The sequence below is a fragment of the Chryseobacterium vaccae genome (assembly GCF_009602705.1).
Lineage (GTDB): Bacteria > Bacteroidota > Bacteroidia > Flavobacteriales > Weeksellaceae > Chryseobacterium > Chryseobacterium vaccae.
This window is the reverse complement of the sequence record NZ_VSWH01000001.1, coordinates 3,028,966-3,044,148: the sequence shown is the minus strand read 5'-3', so window position 1 is coordinate 3,044,148 and position 15,183 is coordinate 3,028,966. Positions and strand designations below refer to the sequence as shown.

Here is a 15,183-nt window from a genome sequence, read left to right as displayed (position 1 = left end):
TAACCTACACTTTTTCTAAAAGTTTTAAAATTATTAAACAATTCAAAATGTTCCCCAAAATTACGAAATTTTACTATTTTATAAGAATGAAATTATTTAGATTCTTTATAAATATGAATTTGATAATTTCTATTTTTGGCCGTAATTTTGCAGGCAAATGATGAATATGAAAAATATCCTTAATTTTTTGTGCATTTTTATTTCGATTTTCATTTTTTCGCAGACTAAATCTGTGAAAAAAATACCGGTTAAGAATGTAGGGAAAGTAGCCGCAAAAAAGAGTCCTGCAGAACCTAAAACTAATCCGGATCTTGTGGTGATCAAGCAGGATCTCCCGGTTCTCATTCCAAAGAAAAAAGACGGAAAATTCGGGTATGTTAATCAGAACGGAAAATTTATCATCCAGCCGGAATACCATATTGCTGTATTCTTTTATGAAGACTGTAATCTTCTGAATTCTCCGAATGTAAAAGTTAGAAAATTTGGTACAAAAAATTATGCTACAGTAGAAAAAGATATGATTTCCTATCGTGTAGACAAGACAGGAAAAAGAGTATATCAGTTCAAAGAAGCAGATCTCGGAAAATGCAAATTCGAAGAATATAAACAGCAGCTTTATCAGGCCTATGTACTGAACGGTTTTTACGGAATCATCGAAAAGGCAACATTTATGAACCCTATGGATTACAAGCAGTTTCAGATTTACCCCCAATATCAGTATTTATTCATCATGGAAGGGGATGATGTTTCTGATCCTATGATTGTGGCGTCCCATAATGACAGGTTCGGGGTGATTGATGTTCATAATAAAGTTATCATCCCTTTTGAATATTCCAATATCAAAAGGAACTTTAGCTGGAAGCTCGGAAAAATGTTTGAAGTAACTAAAGACGGAACCAATTATTACTATGTGGACGCAGATAATAAAACCTATTAGAACTTTCTCTATAATAGTTTTACTTTTATGAAATAACTGTTGGTTATCTGATATATAGTGTTTTCTGTTATTCCGTTTATTTTTTGTAATTTCGCGGCTGAAATAAAGGGGTGCTGTAACAAGCTGAGATTATACCCAATGAACCTGGAACGGATAATGCTGTTTAGGGAAATTAAAAATGAGCAATAGGTAATGGATAATGAGAAATTCTCAACATATTACTTATTATCAATTACTCATTATTCATCATAATCCGCCCCTTTTATTCATTAAATTTTAAAGATTTATAGAATGAAAGGATTATTTTTTTTAGGGCTTACCGTAGGCTCTGCCGCTTTTATCCAGGCACAGAATAAAGATTCTCTGAAAACCAGGGAAATTGAGGCCGTTAATTTTACCAAAAGACTTCCCGTTGCCAAAGAAATCATCAATGTTCAGAAAGATGTTGACAGCCGAAATTTAGGGCAGGATCTTCCGATTCTTTTAAAAAATCAGACTTCTGTGATCTCTACCTCCGATGCCGGAAATGGTGTTGGTTATACCGGATTCAGAATCCGTGGAGTTGCAGGAAGAGGGATCAATGTGATGATGAACGGTGTTCCGTATAATGATTCTGAAAGTCAGGGGACTTTCTTTGTCAATGTTCCGGATCTTACGAGTTCCGCTTCACAAATTGTTATCCAAAGAGGAGTAGGGACCTCCAATAACGGAGTTTCCGCGTTTGGGGCAAGCATTAATGTGATTTCAAAAGAACCGGATGAGAAAATGTACTTCAAAACGGATGACAGTTATGGTTCTTTCAATACTTACAAATATTCAGCAGAGTTAGGTTCCGGAAAATTCTGGAAAGACAGGCTGTCTGTAATGGGAAGGTATACAAAAATTCATTCTGACGGTTATATTGACCGGGCTTCATCCAATCTGGATTCTTATAACTTTACCGCATTATTTGAAGAGGGTAAAACAAGGCTTCGCCTGATGGCTTTTGGGGGTAAAGAAAAAACATATCAGGCATGGAACGGTATTGACCGGGAAACCTGGGAAACTAATCCTAAGTTCAATTATTCGGGGCAGTATACCGATTTGTTTACGGGAGAAGAGAAGTTTTATGATAATGAAACGGATAACTACAGACAAAATCATTACCAGTTACTTTGGGAGCAGAAATTCAGTGATCGCTGGAATTTAGAAACAACTCTGCATTATACCAAAGGAAGAGGGTATTATGAAAATTATAAAAGGGTAGATGAAACGGATGATGAGGGAACGCATTACCAAGATTATAACCTTGCGGTTCCGATCGTAAATGGTTCCCCGGTTGAGGTAACAGATTTTATCAGAAAGAAATGGCTGGACAATGACTTTTATGGAATGGTTTCCACCCTTTACGGAAAACTGGAGAATGTAGACCTGAATTTCGGAGTGGTGGCCAACCAGTATTACGGAAGGCATTTCGGGAACGTGACCGGAGTTTATTTTCCTCAGATTAATGAATATGAATACTACAGAAACCGTTCCGTAAAAAGCGAACTGGCAGGTTTTGCAAAAGCTTTATGGAGAACGGGAGATCGTTTTGAGTTCTTTGGAGATCTTCAGCTCAGAAATATCGATTATAATACAAAGATTATTACAGCAGGAGATGGAGAAGGCGGAAATCTTGATAAAAACTGGCTGTTCTTTAATCCGAAAGCCGGAGTGAATTATAAAATCGGAAATGGGAAAGTCTTCCTTTCCTATGCCCATGCCCACCGTGAGCCTAACAGAGACGATCTGATGAGCGATAACAATGTGAAGGCTGAAAAGCTGCACGATTTTGAGGCGGGAATTGAAAAACAGTTCGGCATCGTATCATTTACCGCGAATTTATACTATATGTACTATGTTAACCAGTTGGTTTTGAATGGGGAACTGAATAATGTGGGCGCGTTCATCAGAACCAATTCAGGGAAAAGTTACAGAAGAGGAATTGAGATCGGAGCGTTGGCAAAACTTTCGAAGCAGTGGGAAGTATCCGGAAACCTGAGTTTAAGCCAGAACAGAAATGAGGATTTCAATATCAAGAACAAAGGAAATTTAGTTAATTTGGGAAATACCCAGATATCATTCTCTCCGGATATTATTGCTAATCTAGGGTTGAAGTTCAACCCTTCAAAGAGTTTCCAGTTTGCTTTAATGAACCAATATGTGGGGAAGCAGTATCTGGATAACACAGAAGATAAAAATTTACAGTTAAAAGATTATTTCCTTACTGATTTTAATGCTCAGTACCAGTTTAAAATCGCTAATAACGATATGGCACTGAAATTACTGGTAAACAATCTGTTCAATAAAAAGTATGTTAACAACGGAGCTGTTTATGAAGGATCTCCTTATTATTTTTCGCAGGCAGGAACTAATTTTATGTTCGGGATCAGCTGGAAAATTCAATAATAGAGAAATTAAAGTGTGAAAGAGGTTTTAATCCTTTCGTTTTAATACACAATCATCAAAAGACTGCTTAGGTGGTCTTTTTTCATATTGAAGGAAATGTCTTCAAAAGTCATGAAAAAGTTATAAATTTGCTGCCAAATGAATATTTCTGCATACATTTTAGAATATCTGAAACAATTTGGTACTGTGACGGTTCCGGGTTTCGGTGTGTTTTCGCTTAAAAATTCGAAAGCAATCATTAATTCTGAAAACGGAAGCATTCTTCCGCCTGCAAGCGAGATTGTCTTTGCAGTGGATTATGAGGTGGTATCTGATGAGCTGGCTGCTTTTATTGCGTCACAAAAACAGATGTCTCTTGAAGCTTCCAAAAGTGACCTGAAGATCCAGACCGATTTCTGGAAGAAAAAACTGCAGGCTGAACAGGTTCTGGAAATTCAGAATCTGGGAACCGTAATAATTGAAGAAGGAGATACCCATTTTAAAGGGAAAAGAATAGAATCCGGTCATCCCGACTTTTACGGGTTGGAAGAAATCAGAATTTCCGATATCAACAATGGTGAAAAAGTCCGCATTACAGAAAACCGGGAGAAAGATTATAAATTAAAAAAATCCATTCTTTGGACCTTCCTTTTTGCAGTTCCGGTTGCAGGTATCGTATACTATGCATTTACTCAGAGAGAATTGCTTTTCGGAAAGAAATCCTTTGATACTGTCTCTGTACAGACATCAACACACAGGATTGTTCCCAAAGACACCACGAAAGACCCTGTACAAAAACCAGTCCCTGCAGTGTCTGATTCTCTGAAGAAAGATTCACTGATAAAACCAGCCGGGCAACAAGTAAAATCAGCTCCGGCAGTTCCAAACAACACTAAGAAATGGCAAAAGTAAAAAAAGCGTCAGAATCCCTGACCATTATGACCAATATCGTTCTTCCGAACGAAACCAACTCTCTCAGAAACCTTTTTGGTGGTGAACTTTTAGCAAAAATGGACCGTTGTGCGTCTATTTCCGCGGCAAGACACTGTGAAAGAAGAGTAGTAACGGCTTCGGTAAACCACGTTTCCTTCAATCATCCTATTCCCGAAGGTGGAGTAGTCGTGCTTGAGTCAAAAGTTTCAAGAGCATTCTCTACCTCTATGGAAGTGTACGTGGATGTTTGGCTGGATGATCCGATCAACCAGAAAAAAATCCATACTAATGAAGGAATATATACGTTCGTTGCTGTAGATGAATTCAACCGTCCTATTCCTATTCCGGATATGATCCCGGAAACAGAAGAGGAAAAATTGAGACATGCTGCCGCTTTCAGAAGAAAAGAGCTTTCATTGATTCTTTCCGGGAGAATGAAACCTTTGGAATCCGTAGAGCTTAAAAAACTTTTCCAGGAACCTCAGGAACCTAAAAAAGATAAAAAATAGAAAATATAGACACTCATAACACAATGTTCGGCATAAATTTTCACAAATGATTTGTGCCGGATAAAATGAAAAAAATGCAGTGGATATTTTGGTAAAACTAAATTAGTGTTATTTGTGTTTTTTAATATGAAAATTCTTCTTTTAGATAAAAACCATCCCCTTATCACCAAACAGCTTCTTGCTAAAAACTTTGTGCTGGAAGAAGATTTTACATCCTCTTATGATGAGGTTTGTGATAAAATTGAACAGTACGACGGAGTGATCATCAGAAGCCGCATTCCTTTAGATGAAAATTTTCTTGAGAAAGGTAAAAATCTGAAATTCATTGCAAGAGTAGGAGCAGGTATGGAAAATATCGATATTCCTGCAGCGGAGAAACTTGGTATTCAGCTGATCAATTCACCGGAAGGAAACAGGGATTCTGTGGCAGAGCATGTCGTAGGAATGTTGTTGATTCTGATGAACCGTCTGTTTATTGCCTCACAGGAAGTAAAAAACGGAATCTGGAAGCGTGAAGAGAACAGAGGAGACGAACTGCTTGGGAAAACCGTAGGCCTTATAGGATACGGAAATATGGGAAAAGCTACCGCAAAAAGACTTTCCGGATTCGGGTGTAAAGTAATTTTTCATGATATTCTTCCTGGGCTTTCCGATGAATTTGCACAACAGGTCAGTCTGGAAGAGCTGAAGCAGTCAGCAGAAGTGGTAAGCCTTCACATTCCATTGACTTCCGAAACCCATTATTTTGTTGATCAAAAGTTTATTTCAGAGATGAAAAATGACTTTTATTTCGTGAATACAGCGAGAGGGAAAAACGTAGAAACTAAAAGTTTAGTTGAGGGATTGAAATCCGGAAAAATAAAAGGAGCTTGTCTTGATGTTCTGGAATACGAAAAATCATCTTTCGAACATCTGGAAACTGAAAATGAAGACCTCAAATACCTTCTTGGATCTGAAAAAGCTATCGTTACTCCTCATATTGCAGGCTGGACCCACCAAAGTAAGGAAAAGTTGGCACAGTTTATTGTGGATAAGATTGTGTCCTCCTATTGTTAGTGAAAACAAAAGAGTGTGGCCTGATTTTATGTTTTTGGCTTTTTATTCTGTGACAATGTTAAATAATTCATAATATCCCTTTCATATCCAATATTTTTTTTACAGTTTTATTAAATTGCCGCTCATTTTTGAACCACATGAAGACGCGCAATTGTATACTTATTTTAATTGTTTTTTTATCCCTGTTTTCCTGCAATAAAAAATCTGAATCCAAAGAGATTTCAGCAGTAAGCACAACCAATCTTCCGAACTATGGAAATGTAGATCTGGATAACGTTTTTACGGAGGCGGACGGACAGCTTTCAGATAAACAATCATTGGTTGGGTATATTGACCAGTATTATAAAAAGATCTGGGAGGGAAGTGATTTGAGCGGTGGAATTCTGGTAGCAAAAGGAGATGAGATCTTGTATGAAAATTACAGAGGTTTCGGAAGAGAAGGAAACCAGATGCCGATTGATAAGAATACACCCCTGCACGTAGCATCTGTTTCAAAAACACTTACGGCTATGGCGATGATGAAACTGGTAGAAGCCGGGAAAATTAAGCTTTCAGATCATCTTACCCAATATTTTCCAGGTTTTCCTTATCCTAATGTAACTGTACAGACATTGCTGGACCAAAGAAGCGGTCTTCCGAAATACGAATATTTTATTACAAAAATACAGCCGGCTCCTGCTGAACTTTCAAAAACATTTCTTACCAATCAGGATATTCTGGATATGATTATCAAATACAAGCCTGATATGGCAAGAGATACAGATACCGGCTTTATGTACTGTAATACCAACTTTGCCATGCTGGCCCTGCTCATTGAGAAAGTAACAAAAACTCCTTTCCCGCAGGCGATGAAAGAAATGGTCTTTACTCCTTTAAAAATGAATAACAGCTTCATCTTTCAGGAAAAAGATATTCCTACTGCTTCACAGTCTTTCTATTACGGAGCAAACAGGCTTTATCCTTTAGACCGTCTGGATCTTATTTATGGAGATAAGAATGTGTATACCACGCCAAGAGATCTTTATAACTTTTCAAAAGCTATGTATTCAAAAGATTTCCTGAAACCGGAACTGATGCAGATGATCTTTACACCTTACAGCAATGAAAAAGCCGGAATGAATAATTACGGTCTTGGTTTCAGAATGAAGATTTTCGATAATGGTGAAAAGTTAACCTATCACAATGGTTGGTGGCACGGTACCAATTCCGTTTTTGCCCATTTGTTAAAATCAAAAGTGACCATTGTGGCGATAGGAAACAAATATTCAAACAAAGTATATACAGCTCTTGCACTGTCAGGATTATTTGAAGATTTCCCGGTTCAGAAAGACAAACTTCACAGCGTGATGAATGATAATAAAGATACTTTAGAAGCAGGACATGAAGTTTATGGAGAATAATGTTTAATTTTGCTTAAATATATTCATGAAAAGACTTCTTTTTTTATTCGTCATCTGTATTCTTGCATTCTCCTGTGCAAGAGTAGGTTCCCCTGTAGGAGGTCCGAAAGATACCCTGGCTCCGAAATTTTTAAGCTCAAATATTGATACCACCAGAGTTAATGTAAAAAGAGATATCCGGGAGCTTCGGCTGGATTTTGATGAATATATAAGTCTTAAGGATATTAATAAAAACCTGATCATTTCCCCGCCGATCAAAAATATAAAAAGAATCCTTCCGTCCAATATTGCAAACAAATTTATATTGATTCAATGGGAAGATACTTTGCAGGCCAATACAACGTATAACTTCAATTTCGGAAACTCTATTACGGATAATAATGAAGCCAACATTCTGCGTTATTTTAATTTTGCATTCTCCACAGGAGAGAAGCTGGATGATCTGTATGTGAGTGGGGTAATTAGTGATGCCACAGCCATCAAAAAGAAAACAGAAACCAACGAAAATAAGCTTGTTGTTGGCCTTTATCAGGTAAAAGATACCATCAATTACAGACAAAAGCCTTATTATATAACAAAAGTTGATGACGACGGATATTATGAGCTCAACTATCTTTCGCCGGGAAAATATAAAATCATTGCTTTTGATGATGAAAACGGGAATTCTGTTTACGATCCCGGAAAAGAGAAAATAGGATTTCAGAAAGAACCTATTGATGTTGAGAAATCGATTTCAGGTCTCAATATGAAAATTTATCCTTCCAAAAAGCCACTGAAATATCAGGAAATGAAAGAAATTCCGGGAGGGATCTTAATGACTTTCACTGGAAATCCTGATGAAGTAAAAGTTCTTTCCGTTAATGAAAAACTTCAAGATATTAAAGTTACGCATCGCCCTAAGTCTGATTCTGTCAGAATCTGGTTTGATGCTGAGAAAAATGGACTAGGGCAGACCGGAACAGACAATCTTAAATTCAGCTATGATATAGGCGTTAAACAAGATACAGTTTCTGTATTTTATAAATACAATAAAAAGAATGCGATGGATCTTGATAACGGAGGTGCTTCTCTGCCCCCGAATTCAGATTTCATTGTCAGATCGGCTTATATTATTGATAAGATCAACCCTGAAAAATGGAGCCTGAAAAAAGACAGCATTACCACTCAGGAGTTCACTGCAAAAATATCGGAAACCAACCCATATGAGATTCATATTCAATCAGATTTTGTGAGCGGGAAAAAATACCAGCTTATCATTCCGAAAGAGACAGTATCATCTTTCTATGCTAAAAATACACAGTCTAAAGGTTTCGATTTTGAAGTGGGTAAAGTTGAAGATTTTGGAAGCCTTGAATTTACGCTCACTAATGCACCAACAACCAATTACTGGATCCAGCTTTTAGATTCCTCCGAAAAGGTAATTTATTCAAAATATATAACGGGAGATAAGATCAAATTTGATATTCTGAAACCCGACGAGTATATCGTAAGGATCCTGGTAGACAATAATAGAAATAAATACTGGGATGAAGCCGATTTTACCACGGAAACTTTTGCTGAAGATTCTTATATTTTCTACAAGAAAGCAGTCGTAAGAGCATTGTGGGAAACCAGAGAAGACTGGGATCTGAAAGATACAAGGACCTTGGATAACCCAAAAGGAAATACTCCTGCGCAGAATGCTGTACCTTCTTCAACAGAAACACCTAAAGAAACTATACAGAAAGAAGTGAATAAAGAATTGAAATCGGAAAATGCGGTGCTGACACCAGTAAAATAAAGAAATGAAGACGGCAAAGAAAGTTATATTCTGGATACTGGTTGTTTTTGCAATGGTTCAGTTTATTCCGGTAGATAAGGTAAACAAACCCGTAGATGCTGCCGTGAATTTTGTAGATGCTAAAAAGGCACCGGAGAAAATCAAAACTTTGATAAAAGGAGCCTGCTATGACTGTCATTCCAATGAAACAGTTTATCCCAAATATGCTTACATTGCTCCGGTTTCATGGTCGGTAAAAAGCCATATCAATGAAGGCAGGGAACATCTTAATTTCTCTGTCTGGGATACTTATAATAAAGATCTGAAAGAAAATATGCTCAATAAATCTATTCAGACCATTCAGAGTAAAACAATGCCAATGCCGGGCTATATTGTCTATCACAAAGAAGCTAACCTTTCAGAAGCAGAAAGAACACTGCTTATCAACTATTTTGAGGAAATGCTGAAATCAAAAACCTATTGATTTACCATTTATTTTCTGAAAAATACCAACTATTTTTGACCACATTACCCATAATAAAATCCCCTAAGATTTTCTAAGGGGATATATAGTATAAAATTACTTCTTTAAATAATCTTCAAAAAATCTCTTCTGAGAATCAAAAGCAATATCATCAAGATTCAGTTGATTCAAAGGAATCCAGATAGCTTCTGAGATTTCTGACAGTTCGAGATTAACCTCAAACTTCTCAGCAACATTATATTCATAAAAGAGATCAATCGTATTGTAATCAATTTCTTTGTATTGATATACATTAGGAAGGCTGGTGATATACTTTAAATTTGAAATATCTACATCAAGCTGTAGCTCTTCGAAAAGTTCTCTCCGGCAGGTTTCTTCCGCACTTTCTTTCGGATCTACAAAACCTCCGGCGAGGTCAAGTTTTCCTTTTTTAGGGTCTCTGTTTCTCCGGGTAAGATAAATTTCGTCTCCACATCGAATGACGACGGCTACGGCACCTGCAACATTGTTGTAGAGGGTGAAACTACATTCGGGACAGCTCCATTTCTTTTCGCCGTCCCAATGCAGACTTTCTCTGCCGCAATTTGGGCAGTATTTCAATAATTTCATCTGTTTATAATTGTTTTTTCAAAGAGCAGATGGAACTTCATTTTATTGAGTAATATTAATATTTCTCGGGTGATAACTCAGGATAACATCCCGTAGTTCTTCCGTTTTCAAATGGGTATAGATCTCCGTAGTGGTAATACTGGAATGTCCCAGCATTTCCTGAATATAACGAAGGTCTGCACCGTTCTGAAGCAGGTGTGTGGCAAAAGAATGTCTGAAGGTATGCGGAGATATTTTCTTGCTTACCCCGGCTTTATCTGTAAGTTCCTTGATAATCAGAAATACGATCACCCTGGACATAGAGGTTCCACGGCTGTTCAGAAACAGCGTGTCTTCATACTTTTTGTTGATCTTGCTTTTTGAACGGACCTCTTTAATATAGGTCTCCAGAAGTTCAGCAGTATAATCAGCTAAAGGAACAAAACGGGTTTTATTCCCTTTTCCGTTTACTTTGATATACTGTTCTTTGAAGTTGATATTCGATATTTTAAGATCGATGAGTTCAGAAACACGGAGCCCGCATCCATAAAGTACCTCTATGATGCAGTGATTTCTCTTTCCTAGTTCTGTATTTATCTCAATAGCTGCAATGATCTTATTGATGTCCTGCAGGCTTAAGGTATCCGGTAAATACAAACCCAGTTTAGGACCTTCAAGAAGTGCCGCAGGATTATCTTCTCTGAACTCATCTTCAAGCAAGAACTTAAAGAAAGCTTTTATAGAAGAGATCCATCTGGCTTGAGATCTTTCACTGAATTTTTGTTTGGAAAGATTGAAAATATACTCCTGTAAATTTTCGTAACCTATAGAGTCTGGACCGACGTTTGCCAGATCCTCTATGGCGTAATCTTTTAATTTTTTGATGTCTCGAATATAGGCGTCGAGCGTGTTTTCTGAAAAATTTCTTTCGAAACGAAGAAATATTTCAAAATCTTTGATCTTTTCATCCCAAGTCATTTGTGCTTATTTTTTTAGTTCACAGTCCGATATTTGTTCTATTTCAATGTTATGGTTTCTTAAGAACGATATCCCGTCGTCGTCCGAATACTCATTAATATACACAAGTCTTGTAATTCCTGCCTGCAGAATCAATTTGCTGCATTCTTTGCACGGCGAAAGTGTTAAATATAACGTCGCACCATGAGCAGACTGAGTGGAAGCGGCCAGCTTTAATATGGCATTGGCTTCCGCATGAAGTACATACCAGTGTGTTTTCCCCTCTTCATCTTCACAGCAGTTTTCAAACCCAGAAGGAGTTCCGTTGTAACCATCTGAAATAATCATCCTATCTTTTACGATAAGAGCTCCTACCTGTTTTCTCTTACAGTAGGATAGTTTTGCCCATTCCTGGGCCATTTTTAGATAAGCTTTGTCAAACTTATTCATACCGCAGCATTAGTTTTTTCGAAATAATTTGGATTAAAAATCTTTAGAAGTTAGGCTTTCTTTTCTCAAGGAAAGCGGTAACTCCTTCTTTCTTATCTGCCATATCAAAAAGTTCTCCGAAAGACTGAATCTCTGTTTCAAAACCTTTATCCGTGTCAGATAAGTTTACGGCCTGGATGGCCTTGGATATTGCCATTGGTGAGTTGTTGGCAATGATTCCTGCTAATTCTTTTGTTTTGGTTAATAATTCTTCAATAGGGTATACTTCATTCACCAGTCCGATCTCTTTTGCTTTCTGAGCAGGGATCATTTTGGCTGAAAAGATCATTTCGTTGGCAATACCTTTTCCTACAAGCTTCGGGAGCCTTTGAGTCCCTCCGTAACCCGGAATCAATCCTAAAGTTACTTCTGGAAGCCCTAGTCTGGCATTTTCCGATGCATATCTGATATGGCACGCCATAGCAAGCTCTAAACCTCCCCCTAATGCAAAGCCGTTGACAGCTGCAATTACAGGCTTAGACATATTTTCAATCTTGTTAAACAGGATAGTTTGCCCATTTCTGGCCAGTTCTTCGGCTTTTTCCTGTCCAAAATCACTGAATTCCTTAATGTCAGCTCCGGCAACAAATGATTTCTCTCCGCTTCCTGTCAGAATAATTACTCTACAGGAATTATCTGCGTTAAGTTCGTCCATTGCTGAACTGATTTCCTGAATCGTTTTTGCGTTTAAAGCATTTAAACTTTCAGGTCTGTTGATGGTAATGACAGCTAGTTTGTCCTCTTTTTTTAATAATATATTATCGTAACTCATTTTCCACTTTGAAATATTATTTTCTGCAAATTATGAATTTTTTACAAAAAAAAGGAAAAAATGTTAGTTTTTTTTCCTTTTAATTGATTTATCTTTCAAAATACTCACTTTGAGTGATTCATCATATTTGCATCAATATTAATGTTTAACTGTGATGCCACTTTCATGCCAAGTTCAATATTTGTCCTGAAAAAGTGACATAACTGGCGGTTGATGATTTCATCTCTCTTAGGGCCGTCTATAGCCTTCATGCTTCCTACGATATTGCTGATCAGATGTTCCCTGTCTTCAGCATTCATGGCTTTAGTATACAGAAGTCCGGGCTGGGTATAATGATCATCATCATTTTCATTTCGATTGTAGTAGGCTACATGGGCGCTATCCAATTCATATTCATAGTTTTTGTAAGCCGGATCCGGTTTAATGTCATCAAAACTATTTGGGTGATAATTCGGTTTATCCTGATAGTAGCTTGAATCTGCCATAAACCCATCTCTTTGGTAATTGTTTACAGCAAAAGGACAGCGGTTTACTTCCAGTTGATGAGCGTTTACTCCAACTCTGTATCTGTGGGCGTCAGGATAAGAGAATAATCTTCCCTGAAGCATTTTATCCGGTGAAAAACTGATTCCATCAATCAGGCTGCTTGGAGAAAAGGTAGACTGTTCTACATGGGCAAAATAATTGACAGGAACTTCATTCAGCTCCATTTCTCCTACTTCAATCAACGGGAAATCATCATGTGACCATACTTTGGTAACGTCGAAAGGATTCCATCTGAAATCTTTAGCCTGTTCTTCCGTCATTACCTGAATGTATAAAGTCCATTTAGGAAAATCTCCGTTTTCAATAGCATTGCAAAGATCTTCCTGGGCAAAATCCGGATTTTCTCCTGCCATTTTTACCGCTTCAGCATCCGTAAAGTTTTTGATGCCCTGCTTGGTTTTAAAATGGAATTTCACCCATGTTCTTTCGTTTTGACTGTTAATCATCGAAAAAGTATGCGATCCAAATCCATGCATATGTCTGTAGCCATGAGGTGTTCCTCTGTCTGACATTAAAATAAGAACCTGGTGCAGAGATTCTGGGTTAAGGCTCCAGAAATCCCACATCATCGTGGCGCTTTTCAGATTGGTTTTAGGAACTCTTTTCTGAGTATGGATAAAATCCGGAAATTTTTTAGCATCCTTGATGAAAAATACCGGCGTATTGTTTCCTACAAGATCCCAGTTCCCGTCTTCAGTGTAAAATTTTAGGGCAAATCCTCTGGGATCTCTTGCCGTATCTGCGCTTCCTTTTTCACCTCCAACTGTCGAAAAGCGGGCAAACATTCTGCATGAATTTCCTACTTTTGAAAATAATTTAGCTCGGGTATACTGGCTTATATCGTGTGTTACGGTGAATGTTCCGTAGGCTCCGCTTCCTTTGGCGTGTACAATTCTTTCAGGGATTCTTTCCCTAACGAAATGTGCAAGATTTTCCTGAAGGATGAAATCCTGAAGAAGTACAGGTCCTCTTGGACCTACCGTCTGGGAGTCCTGATGTTCGAAATAAGGAGCGCCATTGCTTAGCGTTAATTTTTTAGAATCCATATAGTTATGATTTGTATGATTGTTTTCCCTTGTATGCTGTCATATACAGACGTATTAAATATCAAATTTACTTGAATTTTTGATTGCTGATTGCAAAAACATCATATCTTTGTAATAGATAATATTAATCAGATGAACATTCAGCAATTGGAGTATCTTATCGCGGTAGATAAGTATAAACATTTTGGTAAAGCAGCTCAAGCCTGCTTTATTACGCAGCCAACACTAAGTGCAATGATACAAAAATTTGAAGATGAACTGGATGTAAAAGTTTTCGACAGAACCACTCACCCGATCCGTACTACTGATGTAGGGCTTCAGATCATTGATCAGGCAAAGGTAATAATAGAATCTGTCAATGAACTAAAAAATAAGGCTAATCTTTTAAATAATATTCTGGGTGGAACCATCAATTTAGGGATCATTCCTACCGTTTCTTCTTTCATTCTGCCAACTGAGATTTTTAAATTTCTTGAGGCGAATCCAAAGATCCAGATGAATGTAAAGGAAATGACTACAGATAATATTATCAAAGCTCTTAAAGCCGGTGAACTGGATGCGGGAATTATCTCTACTCCTTATGATACGGCTGATGAGTTTTACCAGGACTTCCTGTTCAATGAAGAACTGATGATCTACAGCTCTAATACGGAAGCCAACAAGAAAAATTCATATATTATTCCGGAAGAACTGAATGTGGAAAAAGTATGGCTTCTTGAAGAAGGAAACTGCCTTAGAAATCAGTTTGAAAATATCTGCCATCTGAAAGAAAATACATTAAAGCCTAAGAACTTAGATTTCCTGGCTTCCAACATCCAGACTCTTGTTCATATGGTAGATAAGGTGGGAGGAATCAGCATACTGCCTGAATTGGCATTGAGCCAGCTCTCTGAAGAACAGAAGAAAAATGTTTTCAGATTCAAAAAACCTTTCCCGTACAGAGAGATCAGCATTATTTATTATAAGCCTACTTTCAAGCAGAAAATCATTGATGAATTATCGCATTCCATTAAAAATTCATTGGAGTTAAAGTTGAATTATCATGAAAGTCCCAAGGAATTTGTGAGCATCAAGCCACAGTAATCGGGGAGACTTAAAATGATATAAGTCAGTAATTTCAATAAAAATATAATTAGTAAACAAAATTTTTGAGTATTAAAAAAATAGTACTTAAATTTGCAGACGTTTATGAACGAGGAAAAATTTGACCTGATTGCAACCTCTATAAAAAAATGCTAAAACAGTATTTCTTTTTCCGGGCAATTTATTCTTAATTTTCTTCCTCTATTTTTTAATCT

14 protein-coding genes are annotated in these 15,183 nt (G+C 37.2%); 9 read left to right on the top strand and 5 right to left on the bottom strand.

The genetic code is table 11. The features are described 5' to 3' along the window. Positions 1-232 precede the first annotated feature (232 nt). From FW768_RS13810 to FW768_RS13775, 8 genes are all read left to right on the top strand, one after another. Positions 233-937, top strand: coding sequence for a WG repeat-containing protein (locus tag FW768_RS13810; protein ID WP_231128691.1), 705 nt, complete (start codon positions 233-235; stop codon positions 935-937). 291 nt (positions 938-1,228) lie between these two features. Continuing rightward, positions 1,229-3,367, top strand: a complete 2,139-nt coding sequence (locus FW768_RS13805; protein WP_153396312.1) for a TonB-dependent receptor — start codon at positions 1,229-1,231, stop codon at positions 3,365-3,367. A gap of 138 nt (positions 3,368-3,505) precedes the next feature. Next, positions 3,506-4,258, top strand: a complete 753-nt coding sequence (locus FW768_RS13800; RefSeq protein ID WP_153396310.1) for an HU domain-containing protein — start codon at positions 3,506-3,508, stop codon at positions 4,256-4,258. Next, on the top strand, positions 4,246-4,788 hold the full coding sequence (locus FW768_RS13795) for an acyl-CoA thioesterase (protein ID WP_062698653.1): 543 nt from the start codon (positions 4,246-4,248) through the stop codon (positions 4,786-4,788). Before FW768_RS13800 ends, FW768_RS13795 begins: the two co-directional genes overlap by 13 nt. A 126-nt stretch (positions 4,789-4,914) precedes the next feature. Then, positions 4,915-5,844, top strand: coding sequence for a 2-hydroxyacid dehydrogenase (locus tag FW768_RS13790; protein ID WP_153396308.1), 930 nt, complete (start codon positions 4,915-4,917; stop codon positions 5,842-5,844). A gap of 137 nt (positions 5,845-5,981) precedes the next feature. Then, positions 5,982-7,244 (top strand): serine hydrolase domain-containing protein, encoded by a 1,263-nt coding sequence (locus FW768_RS13785; protein ID WP_153396306.1) that lies wholly within the window; start codon positions 5,982-5,984, stop codon positions 7,242-7,244. A 25-nt stretch (positions 7,245-7,269) separates the two neighbouring features. After that, complete coding sequence (locus FW768_RS13780; protein ID WP_153396304.1) at positions 7,270-9,024, top strand: Ig-like domain-containing protein; 1,755 nt, start codon at positions 7,270-7,272, stop codon at positions 9,022-9,024. 4 nt (positions 9,025-9,028) lie between these two features. Next, complete coding sequence (locus FW768_RS13775) at positions 9,029-9,487, top strand: heme-binding domain-containing protein (protein ID WP_153396302.1); 459 nt, start codon at positions 9,029-9,031, stop codon at positions 9,485-9,487. Positions 9,488-9,583: 96 nt separating this feature from the next. Here FW768_RS13775 and FW768_RS13770 read toward each other — a convergent pair whose 3' ends face one another. The 5 genes from FW768_RS13770 to FW768_RS13750 all read right to left on the bottom strand — a co-directional run bounded on the left by FW768_RS13770 (position 9,584) and on the right by FW768_RS13750 (position 13,885). Beyond that, positions 9,584-10,096, bottom strand: a complete 513-nt coding sequence (locus FW768_RS13770) for an NUDIX hydrolase (RefSeq protein WP_153396300.1) — start codon at positions 10,094-10,096, stop codon at positions 9,584-9,586. A 42-nt stretch (positions 10,097-10,138) separates the two neighbouring features. Further along, on the bottom strand, positions 10,139-11,053 hold the full coding sequence (gene xerD, locus FW768_RS13765) for a site-specific tyrosine recombinase XerD (RefSeq protein ID WP_153396298.1): 915 nt from the start codon (positions 11,051-11,053) through the stop codon (positions 10,139-10,141). 6 nt (positions 11,054-11,059) lie between these two features. After that, entirely contained in the window at positions 11,060-11,482 is a 423-nt protein-coding gene (locus FW768_RS13760; RefSeq protein ID WP_062698645.1) for a deoxycytidylate deaminase, read from the bottom strand. A gap of 43 nt (positions 11,483-11,525) precedes the next feature. Then, positions 11,526-12,293 carry an enoyl-CoA hydratase/isomerase family protein gene (locus FW768_RS13755; protein ID WP_153396296.1) on the bottom strand — a complete coding sequence of 256 codons (768 nt, stop codon included), beginning with the start codon at positions 12,291-12,293 and terminating at the stop codon, positions 11,526-11,528. Positions 12,294-12,397: 104 nt separating this feature from the next. Next, positions 12,398-13,885, bottom strand: a complete 1,488-nt coding sequence (locus FW768_RS13750) for a catalase (protein ID WP_153396294.1) — start codon at positions 13,883-13,885, stop codon at positions 12,398-12,400. 132 nt (positions 13,886-14,017) lie between these two features. Here FW768_RS13750 and FW768_RS13745 point away from each other — a divergent pair, with 132 nt between their 5' ends. Continuing rightward, a complete protein-coding gene (locus FW768_RS13745) occupies positions 14,018-14,968 on the top strand; it encodes a LysR substrate-binding domain-containing protein (protein WP_045501350.1) in 951 nt (316 codons plus the stop codon). The last annotated feature ends 215 nt before the right edge of the window (positions 14,969-15,183 follow it).

What these genes read in the sequence shown, in the direction of transcription:
- FW768_RS13780 (WP_153396304.1), top strand. Translation starts at nt 7,270, where the DNA reads ATGAAAAGACTTCTTTTTTTATTCGTCATCTGTATTCTTGCATTCTCC.
- xerD (WP_153396298.1), bottom strand. Translation starts at nt 11,053, where the DNA reads ATGACTTGGGATGAAAAGATCAAAGATTTTGAAATATTTCTTCGTTTC.
- FW768_RS13745 (WP_045501350.1), top strand. Translation starts at nt 14,018, where the DNA reads ATGAACATTCAGCAATTGGAGTATCTTATCGCGGTAGATAAGTATAAA.
- FW768_RS13775 (WP_153396302.1), top strand. Translation starts at nt 9,029, where the DNA reads ATGAAGACGGCAAAGAAAGTTATATTCTGGATACTGGTTGTTTTTGCA.
- FW768_RS13795 (WP_062698653.1), top strand. Translation starts at nt 4,246, where the DNA reads ATGGCAAAAGTAAAAAAAGCGTCAGAATCCCTGACCATTATGACCAAT.
- FW768_RS13790 (WP_153396308.1), top strand. Translation starts at nt 4,915, where the DNA reads ATGAAAATTCTTCTTTTAGATAAAAACCATCCCCTTATCACCAAACAG.
- FW768_RS13805 (WP_153396312.1), top strand. Translation starts at nt 1,229, where the DNA reads ATGAAAGGATTATTTTTTTTAGGGCTTACCGTAGGCTCTGCCGCTTTT.
- FW768_RS13800 (WP_153396310.1), top strand. Translation starts at nt 3,506, where the DNA reads ATGAATATTTCTGCATACATTTTAGAATATCTGAAACAATTTGGTACT.
- FW768_RS13750 (WP_153396294.1), bottom strand. Translation starts at nt 13,885, where the DNA reads ATGGATTCTAAAAAATTAACGCTAAGCAATGGCGCTCCTTATTTCGAA.
- FW768_RS13770 (WP_153396300.1), bottom strand. Translation starts at nt 10,096, where the DNA reads ATGAAATTATTGAAATACTGCCCAAATTGCGGCAGAGAAAGTCTGCAT.
- FW768_RS13785 (WP_153396306.1), top strand. Translation starts at nt 5,982, where the DNA reads ATGAAGACGCGCAATTGTATACTTATTTTAATTGTTTTTTTATCCCTG.
- FW768_RS13755 (WP_153396296.1), bottom strand. Translation starts at nt 12,293, where the DNA reads ATGAGTTACGATAATATATTATTAAAAAAAGAGGACAAACTAGCTGTC.
- FW768_RS13760 (WP_062698645.1), bottom strand. Translation starts at nt 11,482, where the DNA reads ATGAATAAGTTTGACAAAGCTTATCTAAAAATGGCCCAGGAATGGGCA.